Origin of the sequence: Streptomyces sp. NBC_01341, assembly GCF_035946055.1 — a bacterium.
Taxonomy (GTDB): Bacteria; Actinomycetota; Actinomycetes; order Streptomycetales; family Streptomycetaceae; genus Streptomyces.
The window spans coordinates 4,654,634-4,675,834 of record NZ_CP108364.1; the positions used below are offsets into that span (position 1 = coordinate 4,654,634).

The 21,201-nt window shown below is 72.1% G+C and carries 20 protein-coding genes; 8 read left to right on the forward strand and 12 right to left on the reverse strand.

The genetic code is table 11. The features are described from left to right. Positions 1-82: 82 nt before the first annotated feature. Together OG206_RS20580 and argG are read right to left on the reverse strand one after the other, a co-directional pair. Complete coding sequence (locus OG206_RS20580) at positions 83-385, reverse strand: hypothetical protein (RefSeq protein ID WP_327118179.1); 303 nt, start codon at positions 383-385, stop codon at positions 83-85. A 165-nt stretch (positions 386-550) separates the two neighbouring features. Next, entirely contained in the window at positions 551-1,999 is a 1,449-nt protein-coding gene (gene argG / locus OG206_RS20585; protein WP_327118181.1) for an argininosuccinate synthase, read from the reverse strand. A gap of 146 nt (positions 2,000-2,145) precedes the next feature. Between argG and OG206_RS20590 the strand changes: the two genes are divergently transcribed. Then, positions 2,146-3,618: an MFS transporter gene (locus OG206_RS20590; RefSeq protein ID WP_327118183.1), complete on the forward strand. Its 1,473-nt coding sequence runs from the start codon at positions 2,146-2,148 to the stop codon at positions 3,616-3,618. After that, a complete protein-coding gene (locus tag OG206_RS20595) occupies positions 3,615-4,187 on the forward strand; it encodes a TetR/AcrR family transcriptional regulator (protein ID WP_327118185.1) in 573 nt (190 codons plus the stop codon). The genes OG206_RS20590 and OG206_RS20595 overlap by 4 nt, the downstream gene beginning before the upstream one ends. Before the next feature lie 478 nt (positions 4,188-4,665). Here OG206_RS20595 and OG206_RS20600 read toward each other — a convergent pair whose 3' ends face one another. The 4 genes from OG206_RS20600 to OG206_RS20615 all read right to left on the reverse strand — a co-directional run bounded on the left by OG206_RS20600 (position 4,666) and on the right by OG206_RS20615 (position 8,210). Continuing rightward, a complete protein-coding gene (locus OG206_RS20600; protein WP_327118187.1) occupies positions 4,666-4,965 on the reverse strand; it encodes a hypothetical protein in 300 nt (99 codons plus the stop codon). Between the two features lie 275 nt (positions 4,966-5,240). Then, complete coding sequence (locus OG206_RS20605) at positions 5,241-6,020, reverse strand: DeoR/GlpR family DNA-binding transcription regulator (protein WP_327118189.1); 780 nt, start codon at positions 6,018-6,020, stop codon at positions 5,241-5,243. Positions 6,021-6,049: 29 nt separating this feature from the next. Continuing rightward, complete coding sequence (locus OG206_RS20610) at positions 6,050-6,892, reverse strand: class II fructose-bisphosphate aldolase (RefSeq protein WP_327118191.1); 843 nt, start codon at positions 6,890-6,892, stop codon at positions 6,050-6,052. A gap of 409 nt (positions 6,893-7,301) precedes the next feature. After that, positions 7,302-8,210 (reverse strand): helix-turn-helix transcriptional regulator, encoded by a 909-nt coding sequence (locus OG206_RS20615; RefSeq protein ID WP_442805875.1) that lies wholly within the window; start codon positions 8,208-8,210, stop codon positions 7,302-7,304. Positions 8,211-8,348: 138 nt separating this feature from the next. Between OG206_RS20615 and OG206_RS20620 the strand changes: the two genes are divergently transcribed. From OG206_RS20620 to ku, 3 genes are all read left to right on the forward strand, one after another. Further along, positions 8,349-9,044, forward strand: coding sequence for an SDR family oxidoreductase (locus OG206_RS20620; RefSeq protein ID WP_327118192.1), 696 nt, complete (start codon positions 8,349-8,351; stop codon positions 9,042-9,044). A gap of 66 nt (positions 9,045-9,110) precedes the next feature. Then, positions 9,111-9,350, forward strand: a complete 240-nt coding sequence (locus OG206_RS20625; RefSeq protein WP_442805876.1) for a hypothetical protein — start codon at positions 9,111-9,113, stop codon at positions 9,348-9,350. 200 nt (positions 9,351-9,550) lie between these two features. Beyond that, positions 9,551-10,534 carry a non-homologous end joining protein Ku gene (gene ku, locus OG206_RS20630; RefSeq protein WP_327118194.1) on the forward strand — a complete coding sequence of 328 codons (984 nt, stop codon included), beginning with the start codon at positions 9,551-9,553 and terminating at the stop codon, positions 10,532-10,534. Between the two features lie 52 nt (positions 10,535-10,586). On the opposite strand, the gene ligD is transcribed toward ku, so the two are convergent. Beyond that, on the reverse strand, positions 10,587-11,546 hold the full coding sequence (gene ligD, locus OG206_RS20635; protein ID WP_327118196.1) for a non-homologous end-joining DNA ligase: 960 nt from the start codon (positions 11,544-11,546) through the stop codon (positions 10,587-10,589). A 147-nt stretch (positions 11,547-11,693) separates the two neighbouring features. Here ligD and OG206_RS20640 point away from each other — a divergent pair, with 147 nt between their 5' ends. After that, positions 11,694-12,455, forward strand: coding sequence for a hypothetical protein (locus tag OG206_RS20640; RefSeq protein WP_327118198.1), 762 nt, complete (start codon positions 11,694-11,696; stop codon positions 12,453-12,455). Between the two features lie 34 nt (positions 12,456-12,489). Here the strand turns inward: OG206_RS20640 and OG206_RS20645 are convergent, their stop codons facing one another. Then, positions 12,490-13,074, reverse strand: coding sequence for a cysteine hydrolase family protein (locus tag OG206_RS20645; protein WP_327118200.1), 585 nt, complete (start codon positions 13,072-13,074; stop codon positions 12,490-12,492). A gap of 101 nt (positions 13,075-13,175) precedes the next feature. Continuing rightward, positions 13,176-13,823 (reverse strand): hypothetical protein, encoded by a 648-nt coding sequence (locus OG206_RS20650; RefSeq protein WP_327118202.1) that lies wholly within the window; start codon positions 13,821-13,823, stop codon positions 13,176-13,178. 256 nt (positions 13,824-14,079) lie between these two features. On the opposite strand from OG206_RS20650, the gene aac(3) reads away from it, so the two are divergent. Continuing rightward, positions 14,080-15,000 carry an aminoglycoside 3-N-acetyltransferase gene (gene aac(3), locus OG206_RS20655; protein WP_327118204.1) on the forward strand — a complete coding sequence of 307 codons (921 nt, stop codon included), beginning with the start codon at positions 14,080-14,082 and terminating at the stop codon, positions 14,998-15,000. An 86-nt stretch (positions 15,001-15,086) separates the two neighbouring features. On the opposite strand, the gene OG206_RS20660 is transcribed toward aac(3), so the two are convergent. Continuing rightward, positions 15,087-15,953: an AraC family transcriptional regulator gene (locus OG206_RS20660; protein ID WP_327118206.1), complete on the reverse strand. Its 867-nt coding sequence runs from the start codon at positions 15,951-15,953 to the stop codon at positions 15,087-15,089. A 416-nt stretch (positions 15,954-16,369) separates the two neighbouring features. On the opposite strand from OG206_RS20660, the gene OG206_RS20665 reads away from it, so the two are divergent. Beyond that, complete coding sequence (locus OG206_RS20665; RefSeq protein WP_327118208.1) at positions 16,370-17,176, forward strand: hypothetical protein; 807 nt, start codon at positions 16,370-16,372, stop codon at positions 17,174-17,176. A 110-nt stretch (positions 17,177-17,286) separates the two neighbouring features. Here OG206_RS20665 and OG206_RS20670 read toward each other — a convergent pair whose 3' ends face one another. Next, on the reverse strand, positions 17,287-18,543 hold the full coding sequence (locus OG206_RS20670) for a MarR family transcriptional regulator (protein ID WP_327118210.1): 1,257 nt from the start codon (positions 18,541-18,543) through the stop codon (positions 17,287-17,289). Between the two features lie 402 nt (positions 18,544-18,945). Next, positions 18,946-21,153: a HelD family protein gene (locus OG206_RS20675; protein WP_327122345.1), complete on the reverse strand. Its 2,208-nt coding sequence runs from the start codon at positions 21,151-21,153 to the stop codon at positions 18,946-18,948. Between the last annotated feature and the right edge of the window lie 48 nt (positions 21,154-21,201).

Genomic DNA, 21,201 nt, shown 5'->3' on the forward strand with positions numbered 1-21,201 from the left:
GCCCCGCGGCGCCCGTGTTCAATCCCCCGGCACTCGTTTTCTGTGCGGCCGGGTGTTTTCCCTCGCGGTGCCGTGCGCTGTCTCAGGCGCTGCGCCGGGTGACCGCCCAGGACGCGGCGGCGATGCCGCCCGCCACGGTGAACACGGCGGGCCAGGCGCCGACCTTCTTGGCCAGCGGGTGCGATCCGGCGAAGGCGGCGACGTAGGCGACGGTCAGGGCGGTGGCCGCGCGGGGTCCGGCCTGCCGGTTCCACCCGTATGCCGCCACCGAGCCGGCGGCGGCCAGGGCGACGCCGCCCAGCTGGCGCTTCCGGGTCCACCGGGCGATTCCGTACCCGCCGACGAGACCGCTTGCCGCCACTGCCGCTGTCGGAACCTTCGCCATTGCCGCCACCTTCGATCTCGCGGGTGCCGGCCTGCTGCCGGCATGTGCCGAGGACCCGAGAATAGTTCTCGGGTCCTCGGTGCCCTGCGGCCGGGCCGGTCTGCGGGCGGGTGATCGCGCCGGTGCCCGGCCGGCGGGTGGGTGCCCGGTGCCCGGGCCGCCCGGTCAGTCGGTGCCGAACTCCATCGCCGCGCGGTCCAGCAGCTCGTCGTCGCCCGAGACCTCGCCGCGCGAGGCGATCGCCTGGGCGCCGCCCTCCGGCATGGCCCCGATCAGGCCGGTGGCCGCGGCCTGGGCCGCGCCGATCAGCGCCGGGTGCGCGGTGCCCACGAGGCCGAGGCCCGCGAACTGCTCCAGCCTGGCGCGCGAGTCGGCGATGTCGAGGTTGCGCATGGTGAGCTGGCCGATCCGGTCCACCGGGCCGAACGCCGAGTCCTCGGTGCGCTCCATCGACAGCTTGTCCGGGTGGTAGCTGAAGGCCGGGCCGGTGGTGTCGAGGATCGAGTAGTCCTCGCCGCGCCGCAGCCGCAGGGTGACCTCGCCGGTGACGGCGGAGCCGACCCAGCGCTGCAGGGACTCACGGACCATGAGGGCCTGCGGGTCCAGCCAGCGGCCCTCGTACATGAGCCGGCCGAGGCGCCGTCCCTCATTGTGGTAGTGGGCGAGGGTGTCCTCGTTGTGGATGGCGTTGACGAGGCGCTCGTAGGCGGCGTGAAGGAGCGCCAGGCCCGGGGCCTCGTAGATGCCGCGGCTCTTCGCCTCGATGATGCGGTTCTCGATCTGGTCCGACATGCCCAGGCCGTGGCGTCCGCCGATGGCGTTCGCCTCCATCACCAGGTCGACGGCGGTCGCGAAGGGCTTGCCGTTGATCGTCACCGGGCGGCCCTGGTCGAAGCCGATCGTGACGTCCTCGGGGGCGATCTCGACGGAGGGGTCCCAGAAGCGGACGCCCATGATCGGGTCGACGGTCTCCACCCCGGTGTCGAGGTGCTCCAGCGTCTTCGCCTCGTGGGTGGCGCCCCAGATGTTGGCGTCCGTGGAGTAGGCCTTCTCCGTGCTGTCGCGGTAGGGCAGGTCGTGGGCGACCAGCCATTCGGACATCTCCTTGCGCCCGCCGAGCTCGGTGACGAAGTCGGCGTCGAGCCACGGCTTGTAGATGCGCAGGTGGGGGTTGGCCAGGAGGCCGTAGCGGTAGAACCGCTCGATGTCGTTGCCCTTGAACGTCGAGCCGTCGCCCCAGATCTGGACGTCGTCCTCGAGCATCGCCCGGACCAGCAGGGTCCCGGTGACGGCCCTGCCCAGCGGCGTCGTGTTGAAGTAGGCGCGGCCGCCGGAGCGGATGTGGAACGCGCCGCAGGCGAGCGCGGCCAGGCCCTCCTCGACCAGTGCCGCCCGGCAGTCGACCAGACGCGCGATCTCGGCGCCGTAGGCCTTCGCGCGGCCCGGCACCGACGCGATGTCGGGTTCGTCGTACTGGCCGATGTCGGCGGTGTAGGTGCACGGGACGGCACCCTTGTCGCGCATCCACGCGACCGCGACGGACGTGTCGAGGCCGCCCGAGAAAGCGATGCCGACGCGGTCGCCGGTGGGCAGGGAGGTGAGAACCTTAGACATGGGAAGAGTATGCATGCTCTTGCATGTATATGCAAATGTCCCGCGAGCGGCGCCTGGGCCCGGCCGGGCCGGCCGGCGTCCGAGGGGTGCACAAGCGTTTACCCTGAGGGTGAACGCTTGTGCACCCCTCTGCGTACGGAGACCCGATGACCGCACCCGCGCCCGCCGCCGCCCCGGACCACCCCCGCTTCGCCGTCGGCGTTCTGGCCTTCTGCGGCGTCGTGGTCGCGATCATGCAGACGATCGTCGTGCCGCTGCTCCCGCACATACCGGGGCTCACCGGCGCGACCCCCGCCGCCGCGAGCTGGCTCGTCACCGTGACCCTCCTGACCGGCGCGGTCTTCACCCCGGTCCTGGGCCGGGTCGGCGACATGTACGGCAAGCGCCGCGTCCTCGTCGCGTCCCTGGGCGTCCTCGTCGTCGGCTCCGTCCTGTGCGGGGTCAGCTCCCACATCGGTCTGCTGATCGCCGGACGCGCGCTCCAGGGCGCGGCCATCGCCGTCGTCCCCCTCGGCATCAGCATCCTGCGCGACGAACTCCCGCCGGAGCGGGTGCTGTCGGCCGTGGCGCTGATGAGCTCGACGCTGGGCATCGGGGCGGCCGTTGGGCTGCCCGTCGCGGCGGTCGTCATCGAGAACTTCGACTGGCACACGATGTTCTGGGTCTCCGCCGTCATCGGCCTCATCGACATCGCCCTGGTGCTCCGCTTCGTGCCGGAGTCCCCGTTGCGCTCCCGCGGCAGGTTCGACGCGGTCGGCGCGCTGGGACTGACCGCCGCGCTCGTCTGCCTGCTGCTCGCCGTCACCCAGGGCGGCGACTGGGGCTGGACATCGGTCCGCACCCTCGGTCTGCTCGTGGCCGCGCTCGTGATCGCCCTGGTCTGGGGGGCGTACGAACTGCGGGTGGGTACACCCATGGTCGATCTGCGGGTCTCGGCCAGGCCCGCCGTGCTCCTCACCAACGTCGCCGCGCTGCTGATCGGTTTCGCCTTCTACGCCAACTCCCTGGTCACCGCCCAGATGGTGCAGGAGCCGAAGGCCACCGGCTACGGTCTGGGCGCCTCGCTCGTCGTCAGCGGACTGTGCCTGCTGCCCGGTGGTGTGACGATGGTGGCGCTCTCGCCCGTGTCGGCGCGCATCTCCGCGAAGCACGGGCCGAGGACGAGTCTGGCGCTGGCCGCCGGGATCATCGCCGTCGGATACGTGGTCCGGTACTTCACCAGTCACAGCCTCTCGTTCATCATCGCCGGCGCCACGGTCGTCTCGGCGGGCACGGCGATCGCGTACTCCGCGCTGCCGGCGCTGGTCATGCGCGGTGTTCCCGTGAGCGAGACGGGCGCGGCCAACGGCCTGAACACCCTGATGCGGTCGATCGGCCAGGCCTTCTGCAGCGCCACGGTGGCGGCGGTGCTCGCCAACCTGACGTTTCTGGCCGGAGGCCGCGAGGCCCCGACCCTCGGGGCCTACCGGCTGGTCTTCCTGATCGCGGCCGGGGCCGCGGTGCTGGCGCTCGGCGTGACGCTGTGCCTGCCCGGCGGCCGCGCGGGTGACGGTACGGTCGCAGGCAAACGCCGGAGCAACGGCCGTACGCGGGCGATGCCGATCCAGGAGGGCGCATGACCGCCCGAGTCACCGCACCGACAGTGCCCGAGGCGACCGCCACGGGCAAGGACGCGATCCTGCTCGCCGCGCGCCGGGCGTTCACCCAGCGGCCGTATGCCGAGGTGACCATCCGGGGCATCGCCGCCGACGCGGGGGTGAGCGCGTCCCTCGTGGTGAAGCACTTCGGCCGCAAGGAGGAACTTTTCAACACGGTCGCCGACTTCGGCCCGGCCGCCGGGGAGCTCTTCGACGCCCCGCTCGACGGGCTGGGCCGCCACATGGTGCTGACGCTCGTCCGCAGGCGCAGGGAGCAGAAGGGGGACCCGCTCCTGCGGGTCGTCTTCTCCTTGGGCAACCACGACGAACGCTCCCTGCTCCGGGACCGTTTCCACGAACAGGTGACCGCACGCCTGACGGCACGGCTCACCGGCCGCGAGCGCGCCCTGCGCGCCGAGCTGATCGCCGGCCACCTCATCGGTCTGGGCGCCACCTTGAGCCTGCACCGGGAGGGCGCGGGCGCGCAGGCCACGCCCGAGCACCTCGCGGACCTGTACGCGCCCGCGCTGCAGAGCCTGGTGGAGGGCTGACCGCTAAGGTTGTTGCCAACTGGACGAAGAACCATTATCAGCCATGCCCCGAGTCCCTCCGGGTGTCGGGTAAACGATCGCGGAGTCGGACCCGGCGGCCCCGTTGCCGCGAAAGACATCGCGGGGGCACCGGCCTTCAAGGCCGCGAAAGCGTTGACCAGGCCGGCCGCCCAGGGTGAGGCGCGAAAATTGGGCGGTCCAGGCGGCTCCGGTGCTGGGGAGCCTTCGCGGATGGGCGGAAGCGAAGCTCCTGGCATGAATGGGCGACTTCGTTCGTAACCCCGCACGCCAAGAGCTTCGCCGCTTCGCGCGGTCGATCCCCGCGCACACCCTGCCACTCCGCCGGCCACAGGCTCACGCACGGTGAGCTTCAGTCCGGCTGCCCTTCAACCAGAGGAAGAGCGACGTGTACGCCGAGATCCACAGCCGGGCGTTTCTGCGCGGGCCTGCACGAAATAATCCTACGGGTCAGGTTGAACTACTCCGCCCAGTACCGGTACCAGAGGGCCGAGGTGCCGTCGCCGTTCGGCGTGCAGTAGAAGTACTCCTGCCCATCGGCGCTGCCCGAGGTACTGCCGTAGACGGCCTGGTTGTTCCTCGCGGCGTCGATCTCGCAGGTGTTCTCACCGGTGTGGGGGTCCGTGGCGTTGGGCGTGATCCGCACATTGATGTACCCGTTGGCGGCCGCTTGAGCCGCCCCCGCACCTGCGGTCAGCAGGCCGGTCATTGCGACCCCGGCCACCATCATCCCCGCCGCCGCGCGCACTGTCTTCTTCACGCAGTCCATTCCCTTCTCACGTAAAGAGCATGATCTGACATGGATGTGACTGGCAATCAGATCCACTGTCAGTAGCACGTCTCTCGCCGACGTCCAGGTTCACTCATTCGTCGAACAGGGGACACGTCACATGAACGCAGAGGTCGGCGCCGCTCATCCGGCACCGGCTGACCCTGAACGGAGAGAGGCATGTGCCGAGTCGTCCGCCAGGAATTCCCCCAGTGGTTGACCGCTGCCCGCACCTCTGGCGCCTTCTGACATGATCGCGCCGAGGGTCACACCCGCAGGACCTCGATGCCCAGCGCGCTGAACTCCTCGACGACGTCCGCCGGTGCGTCCCGGTCCGTGACCAGGACCGACACGGCGCCGGTCTCGCACACCTGGGCGAAGGCCCGGCGCCCGAGTTTCGACGAGTCGGCCACCACGATGACCGTGCCCGCGCACTCGGCGAGAGCCCGGTTGGCACCCGCCTCGGACTCGTCGTGCGTGGCCGCGCCGAAGCGCGGGTGCACGGCGTCCACGCCGAGGATCGTGTAGTCGAGCGCGAGGGTGCGCAGGACGGAGTCGACCAGGGGGCCGACGAGTTCGTACGAGTTCGGCCTGGCCACCCCGCCGGTGACGACGATCTTCACCTGGGGGCGGACCGCGAGCTCGTTGGCGATGTTGATCGCGTTGGTCACCACGGTCAGCGCCGTGCCGCCGCCCGCGGGTTCGGGCCGCACGGCCAGCTCCCTGGCCACCTCGGAGGTCGTCGTGCCGCCGTTGATGCCCACGGTGGAACCGGAGGGGACGAGTTCTGCCGCGGCCTTGGCGATGCGCTGCTTCTCGTCGGCCCTGCGGGCCGCCTTGTACCGCAGCGGCAGGTCGTAGGCGACGGTGCTCACCACCGCGCCGCCCCGGGTGCGGGTCAGGAGGTTCTGCCGCGCCAGTTCGTCCAGGTCGCGGCGGACGGTGGCGGGGGAGCAGCCGAGCTGTTCGGCCGCTTCGAGTACGTCGAGGTGGCCCTGGTCGCCGAGGATCTCCAGCAGCCGGGTCCATCGTGTGTGCGCCGCCACCTGGTCTCCTCCTTGCTCGGAGCGAAACCCTATCGCCCGGGGCGGGCGAGTATCTCCAGCAGGCGGGCCACCTCTGCGGCGACGGCGTCGCGGGCGGGACCGAGGTAGGCGCGGGGGTCGGCGGCGTCCGCGTGGGTGTCCAGGTATGCGCGGACGGCGCGCGTGAACAGCTTGTTGAGGTGGGTGGAGATGTTGACCTTCGTCATGCCCGCGGCGATCGCCTCGGTGAGGCCCTGGTCGCCGACACCGGAGGAGCCGTGCAGGACGAGCGGGACGCCCACCGAGTCGCGCAGCCGGGTGATGAGCGCGAAGTCGAGGGCGGCGTCGCGGGTCAGCATCGCGTGGGAACTGCCGACGGCCACGGCGAGGGCGTCGACGCCCGTGGCCTCGACGAACGCGCGCGCCTCGTCCGGATCCGTGCGCACACCGGGTGCGTGCGCCCCGTCCTTGCCGCCGATCTCGCCGAGTTCGGCCTCCACCCACACCCCTTGGCCGTGGCAGTAGTCGGTGATCTCCCGGGTGGCGGCCACGTTGTCGTCGTAGGGCAGCTTCGACGCGTCGAACATCACCGAGGTGAAGCCGAGCCGGACGGCCTCGCGCACCAGCCCGGCCGACTCGGCGTGGTCGAGGTGCACGGCCACGGGTACGTCTGCGGCCCGGGCGACGGCGAGCGAGGCGAGGCCGATCGCTTCGAGGGTGCCGTGATAGCGGGCGGTGTTCTCGCTGACCTGCAGGATGACCGGCAGCCGGGCCGTCTCCGCCCCGCGCGCGATGGCCTGCGCGTGTTCGATCTGCACCACGTTGAAGGCCCCGACGCCGGCCGCGCCGGTGCGGGCGCCGTGGGTGATGTCACCGGTGGATATGAGCGGCATGGGCTTCCTTCGCGGGGCGGGATGCGTGAATCCAGGCGAGTGATGCTCGAAGTTGCTCATTTATAGCGTGTATCAAGCAGGTATGAAACAGGGATTGCTTCTGAGGGCCCTCTTGCGCGGTGCCGTCGCGGGATGTGCGGTGGGAGGCCGGGGGCAGAGCCCTCGCCCCGCGTGCGTAACCGGGTGCACCTTGCCCCTGACGGTCGCGCGGAGGTCCGCGAGGAGGCGGCCCAGTACACCGTGCGGTCGACGTCCTTGTGCCGCGAGGACCTGTTCGACGGCCGGCCCGTCGGCGACGGCCGCGTGCAGGCCGGCTCGGGTCACCGACCGCCCGCGACCGCGGGTGCCCTCGACGGCCCGCCGGTCCACGACGAGGCGGGGCAAGGGAAGCTGTCGGGCCCGTGCCCGGTCAGGTCATCGCCTGGGTGCCGATGACGCCGAGCAGCTTCAGCCGCTCGGCGGCCTCGCTGCCCGGCGCCGCCGTGTAGGCCACCACGCGCAGGTCGCTCCCCGCGGCGACGAGGATGTCGCAGTCGAGGCTGAGGGTGCCCACCTCGGGGTGGACGACGCTCTTGCTGCCGGATGCGTGTGTCCCCACGATCCCCGAGTCCCACAGCTCCGCGAAGGCGGGGGAGACCGACCGCAGATCCCTGACCAGGGACCGCAGTTCGTGGTCTGCGGGGTACCGGCCGGTCGCGGCCCTGAGGTCCGCGACGGTGGTGGTCTCGAAGGCGGACCGCTGCTCGGAGGTCTGGCGCACCCTTCCGGTCCGTCCGGCGAAGTGACGCCAGACGATGTTGCGTTCGCGTCCGCGCAGGGTGGACGGGTCGCCGAACAACGCCGCCCACTGCTGGTTCCACTCGACGAGGTTCCACGCGGCGTCGTGCACGCTCAGCGGTGCGCCTGCCAACTGGTCGAGCAGCCGGCGGAGTCCCGGCGGGATGTGGGACGAGACGTGCCCGGGGCCCGGCTCGGGCTGCCCGGCGAGCCGGTACAGATACGTGCGTTCGTCGGCGGACAGGCGCAGGGCGCGGGCCAGTGAGGCGAGCACCTGGGGCGAGGGCGAGGTGGCCCGGCCCTGTTCGAGGCGGGTGATGTAGTCGACGGACAGGGCGGCGAGCCGGGCCAGTTCCTCGCGCCGGAGCCCCGCCGCACGCCGCACCCCTCCGGCGGGCAGTCCGACCGTCTCGGGTGCGATCCTGTCGCGCCAGCCGTGCAGCGCTCGCCCCAGGTCGTTGGACTCGGCCCGGTTTCCGGACGGGCCGGCCGGCGGAGCCTGCGGCGCGCCGTGCGTGGATGCGTCCTCGGAAGTGCTCACCTCTTCAGTATCGGGGCGGAGCCGCCGAACAGCCTGGTACTGCCGGTCCACCCGCTGGAGCGGGCACTCCCTGTGGTGCGGCGGCACGAGCAGGCTGGAGCCACGAACCGTCCGTACGCAGAACACGGGAGCACAGCCATGACGACCACCCTCATCACCGGAGCGAACAAGGGCCTCGGCTACGAGACCGCCCGCCGTCTCGTCGAGGCGGGGCACACCGTCTACGTCGGCGCGCGGGATGCCCGGCGCGGCGAGGAGGCCGCCGAGAAGCTCGAGGCCCGGTTCGTCCGGATCGACGTCACGGACGAGGATTCCGTCCAGGCCGCCGCCGCATTCGTTCGTGAGGAGGCCGGCCGGCTGGACGTCCTGGTGAACAACGCGGGGATCGCCGGTGCCCGCAAGGCGGTCGGCGAGGTGACGGGCGCCGACATGCGCGACACGTTCGACACGAACGTCTTCGGGGCCGTCCGCGTCACCCGCGCCTTCCTGCCGCTGCTGGAGGGCGGGCCGTCCCCCGTCGTCGTCAACGTGAGCAGCGGGCTCGGCTCGCTCGCCGCGACGAACGACCCGGACCGCATCGAGTTCACCGTGCCGGCGCTCGCCTACTGCTCCTCCAAGACGGCCCTGGTCATGGTGACTTCGCAGTACGCGAAGGCGTTCCCCGGCATCCGCTTCAATGCCGTCGACCCTGGCTACACCGCCACCGACCTCAACGGCCACACCGGCACCAACACGGTGGAGGAGGGCGCGGACATCATCGTCCGCATGGCGTCCATCGGAGCCGACGGCCCTACCGGGGGGTTCTTCGACGCGGACGGCCCCGCCGCCTGGTGACCCCGCTCCCGGGGGCGGGCGGAGAAATCGCTGGGCTGGTGCCCCGTGTGCCCGTACGGTGCGCGCATGACAACACAGCTCCGTCTGGAGCAGGTGACCCCGGCCAACGTCCTCGACGCGTGCCGCCTGCAGGTCGCACCCGAGCAGGAACGGTTCGTCGCCTCGGTCGCCAGGTCACTCGCCGAGGCGTACGCCGACCCCGGTACGGCCTGGCCCCGGCTGGTCCACTACGGTGACCGGCTGGTCGGCTTCGTGATGGCCTTCCAGAGCGAGGACCAGGTGATCGGCGAGCTGGACCTGCCGTAGGGCCTGCCGGCCGGTGGTCCGCGCCGCCGTCCGCTCCGGCGGCCGGCCGGTGATCCACATGCGGTCCGCAGGCGGGGGCGCGAGTATCGGCTTACGGGCGGTGGCCCGGCCGCGCCTCGGCCCTCTCGGGCCGGTTCTCCCTTCCGGGCGCTCCGGTCCACCTCCCGGCCCAGCCGCCAGGGGGGTCTGGAGGAAATCGGATGCCGAGGCCCCTGTGGACCGGAGCGATCAGCTTCGGCCTGGTCACCATTCCCATCAAGGTGGTCTCCGCCACCGAGAACCACTCGATCTCCTTCCACCAGTACCACCGGGAGGACATGGGGCGGATCCGCACGCGCAAGGTGTGCGAGCTCGACGGCGAGGTCCTCACCCAGGAGGAGATCGGCAAGGGCTACGAGATCGCCAAGGACCGGACCGTGCCCGTCACGGACGAGGAACTCGACCGGATGCCGCTGCCGACGGCGAAGGCCATCGACATCGTGGCGTTCGTCGACGCCGACAGCATCGATCCCGTCCGGATCAGCGACAGCTACTACCTCGCGGTCGACGGCCAGGTCGCGGCCAAGCCGTACACCCTGCTGCGCAAGGCCCTGGAGCGCAGCGACAAGGTCGCCGTGGCGAAGTTCGCCTGGCACAACCGTGAGCGGCTGGGACTCCTGCGGGTGCGGGACGACGCGATCGTGCTGCACTCCATGCGGTGGCCGGACGAGATCCGCAGCCCCGAATCGCTGGCCCCCCGGGAGACGGAGCTGGACGAGGACGAGATCGAGCGGGCCGTGCAGCTCACCGACAGCATGGCCCTGGACGGCATCTCCGGCTTCCGCGACCGCTACCGGGAGGCGCTGGAGGAGCTGATCGCGGCCAAGTCCGAGGGCAAGCCCCTGCCGGCCGCGCCGGGCGGCGAGGAGGAGGAGCCGGGCAAGGTCATGGACCTGATGGCGGCGCTGAACGCCTCGGTGAAGGCGGCGAAGGAGACGCGGGGCGAGGACGCCACCGTGCACGAGATGACGCCCGGCAAGCCCCGCACCCGGAAGAAGGCGGCGTCGGCGCCCCGGAAGACGGCGGCCGGGAAGACGTCTGCGCGCAAGACCGCCGCCAAGAAGACCGCTTCGGCTTCCGGGAAGTCGGCGGCGAAGAAGCAGCCGGCCAGGAAGACGGCGGCGAGGAAGCGGACGGCCTCCTGACCCGCTCCGCCGCCCCGTCCGCTGTGGGTGAGGGGCCCCGGCGGCGGCCCCCTCAGCCGATGTCGTCCGGCGCGAGATCGGGCCGCAACCGGTGCCAGGAAGGATGGCGCAGCCGCCCGGCCTTCGTGCGGGTCGCGTACCCCACCTCACCGACCAGCCGCGGCAGCACCCACCGGGCGCCCGCGACCCGCGGATCCTCGTCGAAGGGGCACGTGCCGACGGCGGCCACGTCGAGCAGTCCCGCGAGCCGGGTCCGCTCGGCGTCGCTCCACCCCGTGCCGACGCTGCCGGCGTACCGGAACCCGCCCGGGTGCCGCTCACCCACGAGCAGCGCGCCCGGCAGGCCACCGAGACGGCCGCGTCCCGGCACCCAGCCGCCGACGATCACGTCGACCGTGCGCACGTGCCGGATCTTGATCCAGGTACGCGCCCGGACCCCGGGCTCGTACACCGACGTCAGCCGCTTGGCGATGACGCCTTCCAGTCCGGCCTTCCGCGTCATGGCCAGCGCGCTCTCGCCGTGTCCGACGACGGCCGCGGGCGTCGACCAGTGGGGACCGTCGAGCCTCAGAGCCTCCAGCGCCGCACGCCGTTCGGCGTAGGGCCGGGCCGTCAGGCTCGTCCCGTCCAGGAACACGACGTCGAACAACACCAGGTGAGCGGGGACCGACTCGGCCATGCGGGCGGCCTTCTGCGGGGAGCCGGAGAGCCCCATCCGCGACTGCAGCCGCTCGAAGTCACCGCGCCCCTGGCTGTCCAGAGCGACGATCTCGCCGTCCAGCACCGCCGGAACGCCGCCCAGAGCCGCCCCGAGCGCCGCCAGATCCGGATAGGCGGGGGTGATGTCGGCGCCCGACCTGGCCAGCAGCCGGAGCGTTCCGTCCCCCTCCGCGTAGGCCATGGCGCGCTGGCCGTCCTGCTTCACCTCGTACGCCCACCGGTCGTCGGAGGCTGCGGACGGCAGGCGGCCCGGGGTGGCGAGCATCGGGGCGATACGGGGCAAGGAGGCCATGGCAGCACCATCTCAGCACCGCCCGCGCGGGGCCCGCGATCAGGGCCGGTGAGCCCGCGTAAATCGCCGTACGCCGACCCGGGGAGGCCGGTAAGGTGACGATCTTCGGAAGGCGCAGGCATCCGGAGTCCCGAAGGCGCGACGCCCATGAACCAGACCGCTCCCACCCGTGCCCGGCGCGAACTCCGCACCGCACTGGAGGACCTGTCCGCCGTCTTCGGCGGCATGACGGCCCGGCCGGACGAGACCAACTGCGAGTGCCACTGGGGCAGCGCGGAGGAGCTCGCCCTGCTGAAGGTGCCGGACGTGCCGCTCGATCCGGACCTGCTGCGGCGCACCTGGGAGGCCGTCGACTGGTCGGACCACCCCGCTGTGCTGCGCCGCATACTTCCGCAGTTCGCGACCGAGCTCGTCGCAGGCCGGGTGAAGCCGCTCTTCGACATGGGGAACGTCGGGCAGTCCTTCGGGCGGGGGCGCTGGCAGGAGTGGCCCGCCGCCCAGGCGGAGGCGGTCAGGACCTTCCTGCGGGCGTGGCTCACCGACGCGCTCCTGTCCGAGGACGCCCCCGTACCGGCGTACGAGGTGTTCGCGGTCTGCGCCGAGGGCTCGGGTACGGCCGTCCCGTGGCTGGCGGTGTGGGAGGAGACCGCGCATCCCGTGGCCGACCTGCGCCTGAGGGCGGCCGTGGAGCACTGGGAGTGCGAGCTGCTGGGGGACGCCCTTCCCTGGTACTCCTGGGAGGACGACGGCCCCGTCGTGGGGGAGATGACCGCCTGGCTGGTCAGGCACGCCCCGGCGCGGCTCAGGTCGGCGGGCGCGCCCGCCGGCCTGCTCCACCGGGTCCGGCTGCTGGGTCTCACGGGCGAAGCCCGCTGGGACGACCCGCACTGGCCGGGACACACGTACTGACACGGGACGGACCCGGTTCACCCTGGGGCCCGTGTCAGGCGGCGGACGGCGGCGGGGCGGTGAAGGTGACGTCGGCGGCGCGCGCGGTGACGTCCGCGTCCCGGCTGAGCGGCCACGCGGCCACCCGGGAGACGGCCGCCGCCGGGACGACGGGGCTGATGCCGGGCTCCGCCGGGATGTCGTACGTCGCGTGGGCGTCGTGCGGCAGCACGACCCGGTAGGCGAGTGCCACGGCCGTACGCGCCGTGGCCTGCACGCACATCTCCGACATCAGGCCGCAGACGGCGAGCGAGTCCACCCCCGCCGAAGCCAACAGGTCACCCAGCCCGGTCTCCTGGAAGGCGTCGTCGTGGGTCTTGCGGACCACCACTTCCGCCGGGCCGCTCCCGACGGGGTGGTGGAGCTCCCAGCCGGGGGTACCGGGCTCGTCGGGCGCTCCGGGATCTCCGTCGTTCTGGACGTGCACGACGAGCGCGCCGGCCGACCGGGCGCGGGCGATCAGGCCGGCCGTCCGGTCCACGAGGCGCAGGGCATCGGGCAGGGCGCCGTCACCGCCGACGAACGCTTTCTGCACGTCGACAACGAGCAGCGCCTGTACCGGACTTGTGTGAGTGGTCATGCGGTCATGATGACGTGCGGCGCCGACGTCACGCCTCCGGAGCGTGCCCGGCGAGCGAGAGGCGCGGGGTGCAGACGTCCTGGGTCCGGCCGGCGGCCGCGTCAGGCCTTCTTGGTGCAGATCGCGTCGTAGGGGCGGCCGGGGCTCGGGAACAGCTCGATGGGGTTGTCCGCGTCCGCAGGGCACCCGTCGGCGGTCTTGGCCAGGGCGAGCACCTTGTTGCCGCCGCTCGCGCAGGCGATCTCCTTGGCCTGGTCGTCGACGCAGTCACCCACCACCAACTGGCCGCCGCCCGCACCCGCGTCGCCGGGGTGATCGCCGGAGAGGTTGCGGCCGCAGACCGTCTTGCTGGGGATGCCGCTGGTCGCGGCGTCCCCGCCGAAGGACACCTTCACGGAGATGATCTCGTCCGTCCCCGCCGGGCACTCGACGGCCCCGGCGAAGAGCTCGCCGTCCTTGACCGCGAGTGCCTTGACCGTCGCCTTGGGGTCGTCGCAGTCGACGGCCTGGAAGCCGTCCTTGGACGTGGACGTGTCCGGCCCGGCGCAGTCGCCGACCTTCCACTCCTTGGCCGCCTTGCTGCCGCCCTCCGATGTCTGGCTGCAGGCGGTGGCGGCACCGAGCACGAGCGCGAGCGACAGGACCGCCTTCGCGGAGCCGAGGAGGACCGGTCGAGCACCGCGTCCCGACGCGGAACGGGTGCTCCCGGGGCGGCTGTTCCAGGGTGACGTACTGCCGGGGACGGTCATGCTGCTCCTTGGGTACCAGGCGTGTTCCGGACGGCACCCCTTGTGACCGCACGGTGGTTCGCGCGGGAGGACGGCGAGGGCGCGCGCCGTGGTTCCCGGGAATCACGACGCACGCGGGACCGTCACGCAGTCGCAACCGGGCGGCGTACGGGCGCGGCGGGCACCATGCCCGCATCCTCCGCCGACGGCCCGCCGTCGAGGGCCGACGCCGTCGGAGTCCCGACCGGGGCGGCCGGCGCCCGATACCGTCTCGTGCATGCACGAACCGAGCTCCGCCGTCCGGCAGTCCGCTCCGGCACCCGGGACACCGCCACCGGGCGGGGACCGGGCGGCTCTGCTCGCGCGTGCCGACGGGCCCGTCACCCGGGACCGGCTCGTCCGCGACCTGAAGGCGCTCGGCCTGACCGAGGGCGACACCGTCATGTTCCACACGCGGATGTCCGCCATCGGATACGTGGCCGGCGGGCCCCCGACCCTCATCAGCGCGCTGCGCCGGGCCGTGGGGGAGCGCGGCACCCTCGTGGTGACGTGCGGCTGGAACGACGCCCCGCCGTACGACTTCACCGACTGGCCGCAGGCCTGGCAGGACGCCGTACGCGCCGGGCACCCCGCGTACGACCCCCGGGTCAGCGAGGCCGAGCGCGACAACGGCCGCCTCCCGGAGGCGTTGCGCCGGTGGCCCGGGGCCGTACGCAGCCGGCACCCCGACGTGAGCCTCGCCGCGCTCGGGGCGTCGGCCGGCGAGCTGATGGCCGACCATCCGTGGGACGACCCGCACGGACCGGGCAGTCCGCTCGCCCGGCTGGTCGCCGTGGGCGGGCGGGTGCTGATGCTGGGCGCACCGCTGGAGACGCTCACCCTGCTGCACCACGCCGAGGCGCTCGCCGACGCGCCGGGCAAGCGGTACGTGGAGTACGAGCAGCCGGTCGTGATCGACGGGGAGCGGGTCTGGCGCCGCTTCCGGGACATCGACTCGTCGGGCGGGGCCTTCGACTACTCCTCCGTCACGCCCGCCGGCCAGGATCCGTTCGAGACGATCACGCGGGACATGATCGCGGCCGGGGTCGGCCTGCGGGGCAGGGTCGGTGCGGCGGAGAGCCACGTGTTCGAGGCCGGTGAGGTGGTGGCGTACGGACGCGCCTGGATCGAGGAGAAGCTCGGCGGCGGCGCCCACTGAGGGACTGCGACCGAGCCCCGCTCCTCGACGAGCCCCCGGTCCCGGCAGCCGGGACCGGGAGGGCCGTACCGTCAGTCCTCCGGATCTCAGGCCGCCGAACGCTCCACGGGAATCCACAGCTGTGCTTCCGCCGTGGACCCGTCCGGGGACACCTGCACGCTGAGGATCTCCGGGCCGGGCCTGCTCGCGTACGGGTTCGACGGGAACCACTGCGTGAACACGTCCCGCCACAGGTGCTGGAGAGCCTGCGGGAACGGACCTGAGGTGTCGAAGACGGCCCACAGCCCCGAGGGGACGGCGAGCACGTCCAGGTCGTCGGGGGCCTCGGCGCCCGTCACCACACCGTGCCAGTAGTCGAGTTCGGTTCCCTCCGCACGGCTCGGGTCGAGCTGGTCGCTCACCCCGACGATCCCCGCAGGCTCCTGGTCGGACAGTCCGGCGATCCTCCGCAGGGTGTCCTTGCCGATGCCCCTGATGAAGTCGGCGATCGCCGGATTGATCCCCTCGTGGACGAGAGGTACCCGGGCCTTCCTGCCGACGACGCGGAAGTCCGCCCGGTCCACGATCCTGTATCGCATGCTGCTGCTCCCTTCGATGACGATCCGGAAGGACATCCGGGGCTGGGAGTGCAGGGCCGCGCCCGTGCGCCTGGCCTCGCCCGGACCCACGCCGTGCATGGCCCGGAACGCGCGGGCGAACGCCTCGCCCGATCCGTAGCCGTACCGCGTCGCGATGTCGAGGAGCGTCCGCCGCCCGTCGAGAACCTCGGCGCCCGCAACGGTCAGCCGCCTGCGCCGGATGTACTCCGACAGCGGGAGGCCCGCGAGGGCGGAGAACATCCGCCGGAAGTGGTACTCCGAGGTCACGGCGATGCGCGCGAGACCGGCCGCGTCGATCGGCTCGTCGAGGTGCGCCTCGACGTGCTCCAGGGCCTGGTTCAGCCGGTCCAGCATTCCGGACTCCTTCCTTTCGGCACCACGTTAGGAAGGGCCCACCCTGCCGGACCCGACATCCTGTGCCCGAAGCGGTCGGGTGGCGATGAGCCTCGCCGATGGCCACGTGAGCCGTGGAGCCGGGCCGTCCGGCGCTCCGCTCCGAGGCCGCACGGCCCTCCAATGGGTGCCGCACGCCCCGGCGGTGATCTCCGCCGATCGGGCGCGCGCACCGGAGCCCGCGCAACGCCCGACGGTGATGCGACGGGCATATGCGACACGGAGAGTAATGGGCACGCTGAATCATCCGTTGCGTGATGGGTGTTCGTACCCCTATGTGGTGAGTGCGCACTCACTGAGGGTCATGTCCGGTGGGCGCGCCGCGCTGAGGCACCTGCGCCCGCAGGGAGCCCTGCGCCTACTTGAAGGGAATGAGTGTGAGCACTCACTTCGGTGTGACCCGAGGCCGCGCCCTCGCGGTCGCAGCCCTGGCCCTGATCGTCTCGATGACCGGGCCGGTGGTCGCCGTCGCGGACGGGGACGACGGACGCGAGGGAAACGACGGGAACCACGCGCGACAGGCGGACCACTGGGGCGTGATCGCCCGTAACACCATCGGCTCTCCCGTGGCCGAACTGCGGAACGGCCCGTTCGGCTCGTTCGGCGTCACGGGTCCCTCGGCCGCACCGCCCTACGGGCGGGGCAGTCTCGGCATCGAGGTGGCGGACAACTCCACCACGCTCAGTCCGCCCAGCGAGAAGGTCGACTTCGGCAACGAGGTCGACTTCTTCGGGGACCCCGTGCGGGGCCTGCGGCAGGTCGGGTTCCACGTCTTCCAGACCGGGGAGAACGTGACCTACGGGGGCGCCGAGAACATGCCGAACATCAGGTTCGAGATCGATCCGAACCTGGCCACGGCTCCGGCCGACAACTACTCCTCGCTGGTGTGGGTACCGGATGCCTCGCCGGTGACGAACCGCTGGAGCGACTTCATCGACGCCACCTCGTCCGGCTACTGGTACCTCACGGGCAACGAGGCCCCTGCCTGCAACCAGGCCGCCCGGTGCACCCTCCAGGAGATGCAGGCGGCGCTCAACGACGGCGGCGCCGGAGCGACCATCCTGACGGCAGCCGTGGGCAAGGGCCGTGACCACATGTGGATCGGCGCGGTCGACGGCCTCCGCATCAATCGGAACGTCTATGACTTCGAGGCCAGGGGCGTCAGGACGCATCAAGCCGACTGACGCGGCCGGTCGAGCCCTGGGCCGGTCGACGGCCGGTTCAGGGTCTTGGGGCGCGGCCCACGCGTCCCTGCACGGATCGCACGGCAGTCCTTCGTCGAACCGGGCTCTGATCAGGGGGACTTGAGCAGCACGCGAAGGTCGGCGGCGAAGGCGCGCACGTCCCGCTCGCTCGGCAGGCCGGGCGCAGGCTCGGGTGCTGCTCCTGCAGCTGCTCCTCCCTGGGCGGAGGTGCGGCAGGGGCGGCAGAGACCGTCGGGGAGCGCTTCGGGGCGGCCGGGTGCGGCGCACTTGACGCATTCGTCCATCGCGCGGCGTGCGGGTGCGGCGGGCGGGGGCGGAGCCGGGGTGTCGGACACATGCGGTGGGATCTTGTCGGTGAGGCGGCGGCGTACGAAGCCCACGGGGGAACCCACCTGGGGCGGGAGCCCTGCGGTGAGGGCCTGCGTGAGGTAGTCGGTGTTCACACCGCGCGCGAGCCACTCGGCGGCCCGTGCTTCCAGGACCGCGCAGTCGGCGGCGGACAGGGTCAGCCGGGAGTCGATGCGACCGAGGTTCGCCAGCGCGAGGTAGGCGGCGGAATGCCCGCCGGAGGCCGGAGTTCGCCGCTGCGGCAGGACGGCATCGACCGACGCGGCAGCGGGGGAAGGCAGGCCGGGCGTGGGAAGACCGGCCGTGGGAGGACCGGGCGTACGTGACGAGGGGCGCGAGTGCGGCGTGCTCGCGCTCGGCGTGGCGTCGGTGGCCGTCACGGCTGCCGCCTGCGGAGGAGCCGAGGCGCCGGACGGCCTGGTCGGCGCGGGCCCGGCGGTGACGGCATGGGCATCGGGGATGTCCGGACCGCAGGAGGCAACGGCTCCCGGTGCGTCTTCGCCTTCGACGGGCTCGCCGAACCGCTCGCCGACGTGCCCTCCGGCCAGGCCCCCGGCGACGTCCTGGACTCCGATGACGACGGTCTTGATGACGCCCGGAAGGTTCTCGACTGCCGCGGCCCACCACTCGTCGGTGCGGGCGGTGCGCGACCAGAACGTCCTGAACACCCAGCGGAACTGGCCCATCACGCGCACCAGGCACCGCACGCGGCGCAGATGACCCGCGGAGGCCACGATCCTCAGGGCGGAGCCCACGGCCTGCTGGCCGTACAGCGGCAGCTGCTTGGCGAGGCTCTTGACGTCCATCGCGGCGCCGTCGGGGAGCCGGTCGATGAATCCGGCGACGTAGCGCTCACGGTCGGGCAGCAGCGCGAAGTCAGCTGTGCGGCACGGAGGTTGTCCGGGCGCCGCGCGCTTGCCGTAGCCGGGCTTGGCCATCGGGTACGGCTTCGAGGATGCAGGGGCGCGCAGGGCGGAGCTACTGTGCTGGGTAACCACGGGATCGCTTTCGGAGATCTTGCGGTGAGACCCCGGCCCGGTGCTTCCAACACCGTGTCGGGGTCGCTTGGTTCTCGCACCGTAGGCAGTCGCCACGCTCCGCCGCAAGTTGCTCACGATTAGTCATACTTGCTGGCCGTGACGGGTCAGGGAGGTCGGGGAGGTTTTCCTGAACCTTCTTTTCCCCCCGGGTAAAGACGGCGCTCGCATCCCGGATCCCGCATCCCGGAGCCCGGGTCCCGAAGCTCAGGCTTCGGGCGAACCAGGCGTTCCGGGTCCCTCGAACGTGTGAACCGGACGCCCGGAGCTCGGGACCCGGGGTACGGGCGCCGGGCTCCGAGATCCGGGCACCGGGATCCGGACTCCGAACGCCGGGGCCGGACTTGAGAACCGATCACCCTGTCAGCGCAGCGAGTCGGGCAGCTCCTCCCGGTGGACGATGCCGAGACGCTGCGTAGCCCGGGTCAGCGCGACGTACAGATCGCTGGTCCCGAAGTGCGCGGGCTCCACGACCAGGACGTGGTCGAACTCCAGGCCCTTCGCCTCGCGGGGGCCGAGCAGCACCACGGGCCGGGTGAGGTCGGGTTCGGCGCCGGCCGTGACACCGTCGAGCGGCGCCGCGATCTCCTCGTGCAGCGCACGCGGCGCGATCACCGCGAGCCGCCCCTCCTCGGGCGTCAGCTCCGCGACGGCGCGTGCCACGGTACCCGCCAGATCGGCCCCGGACTCCCTTGTCCACGGCGTCTCACCCGTCGAACGCACCGACCCGGGCGGTTCGAAGGAGGGATCCTCGGCCTGGACGACTCTGGCCGCCAGGTCCATGATCTCCGCGGGCGTACGGTAGTTGACCCGCAGGCGCACATGGTCGAAGCGGTCGCCGACGTACGGTTCCAGGATCTTCTCCCAGGACCCCACGCCCGCCTCTTCCGACGTCTGCGCGGGGTCGCCGACGAGCGTCAGCGAGCGGGTGGGCGACCGGCGCATCAGCAGCCGCCACGCCATCGGTGACAGCTCCTGCGCCTCGTCCACGATGATGTGGCCGAAGGCCCAGGTCCGGTCGGCTGCGGCACGTTCGGCCGCGCTCCGGTGATCGGCCTCCTCCTGCCGCTCGGCCATCCGCTCGGCGTCGATGATGTCGTGGGCGGCCAGACGCTCGGACTCCTCGTCCTCGAACTCGAAGGACTCCGAACCCCGGGACAGCTCCAGGACACCCTGCGCGTAGGCGACGCGCTCCTGGCGCTCGGCCTCCTGGGCGGCCCGCGCGGCACTGTCGTCGGACCCGAGCAGCTCGGCCGCCTCGTCGAGGAGCGGCACGTCGGCCGGAGTCCACTCGCCGCCGGGAGAGCGCCGGATGGCCTCGGCTTCCTCGTCCGGTACGTACACGGGCTCGGCGAGATAGTCGGCGAGGAACTCCTCGGCGGTGAGCATCGGCCACAGCTCGGCGACGGCGGCGTGCACCTGCTCGCTCGCGGCGACGGCCTTGCCGAGCTGGGCGATGTCGTCCGCACCGAGGAAGTTGGGCCCGCCGTACGGGTCCGCGCCGATGCGCTCCGTGAGCTGCGCGGTGAGGGCGTCGATGATCTGGAACGCGAAGTACGGGCGGGCGAGATTGTGCGGCAGCAGGGTGTCGCGGGCGACCTGCCGGGCCTCGTAGGCGATCTCCCAGTCCAGGACGAGGTCACCGTCGTCGTGCGGGACGACGACCGGGGCGCCGGGCTCGGGCAGCGTCTGCCGGTCGCGTACGGCCAGCGCCAGCGCCTCCGCCATCCCCGCCCCGCCCTTGACGGCCGCCGCACGGGGGGTGTCCGTGCCCCGGGCGTGTACACCGGGGAAGAGCTCGGCCTGCGTCGCGAGCATGACACCGGTCTCACCGAGCGCGGGCAGCACCTCACCGATGTAGCGGAGGAACGCCGGGTTCGGGCCCACCACCAGCACCGCCCGCTTGGCGAGGAGCTCGCGGTGCTCGTACAGCAGGAAGGCGGCACGGTGCAGGGCGACCGCCGTCTTGCCCGTACCGGGACCGCCCTCGACGACGAGGACGCCCCGGTGCGGGGCGCGGATGATGCGGTCCTGCTCGGCCTGGATGGTCCGCACGATGTCGCCCATGCGGCCCGTACGGGCGGAGCTCAGCGCGGCGAGCAGCACGGCGTCACCGGTCGGGTCCTCGAAACCGCTGCGCTCGTCGTCCCCGAGGTCGAGGATCTCGTCGTGCAGCTCGGTCACCGTGCGGCCCTCGCTGGTGATGTGCCGACGCCGGCGCAGCCCCATCGGCGTATGCCCGGTGGCGAGATAGAAAGGCCGGGCGACGGGTGCACGCCAGTCGATCAGCAGGGGCGTGTGCTCGGTGTCGTCCTCGCGAATTCCGATGCGGCCGATATGGTGCGCGGCCCCGTCGACAAGATCGATGCGACCGAAGCACAGTGAGCCGTCCACCGCATTGAGGGCAGCCAGAAGGCCCGAGCGTTCGGAGACGAGCACGTCCCGCTCCAGCCGGGCCTGCAGGCCGTTCCCGACCGGGGTCAGCGCGTCCTCGACCCCCAGCGCGGTGTCCCCGCGAAGCGCGTCGACACGGTCGTAGAGCCGGTCGACGAATTCCTGCTCCTTCTGCAATTCGACGTTTTCGCGAGTTGACAAAACCGCTCCCTGCCGGATAAGGTG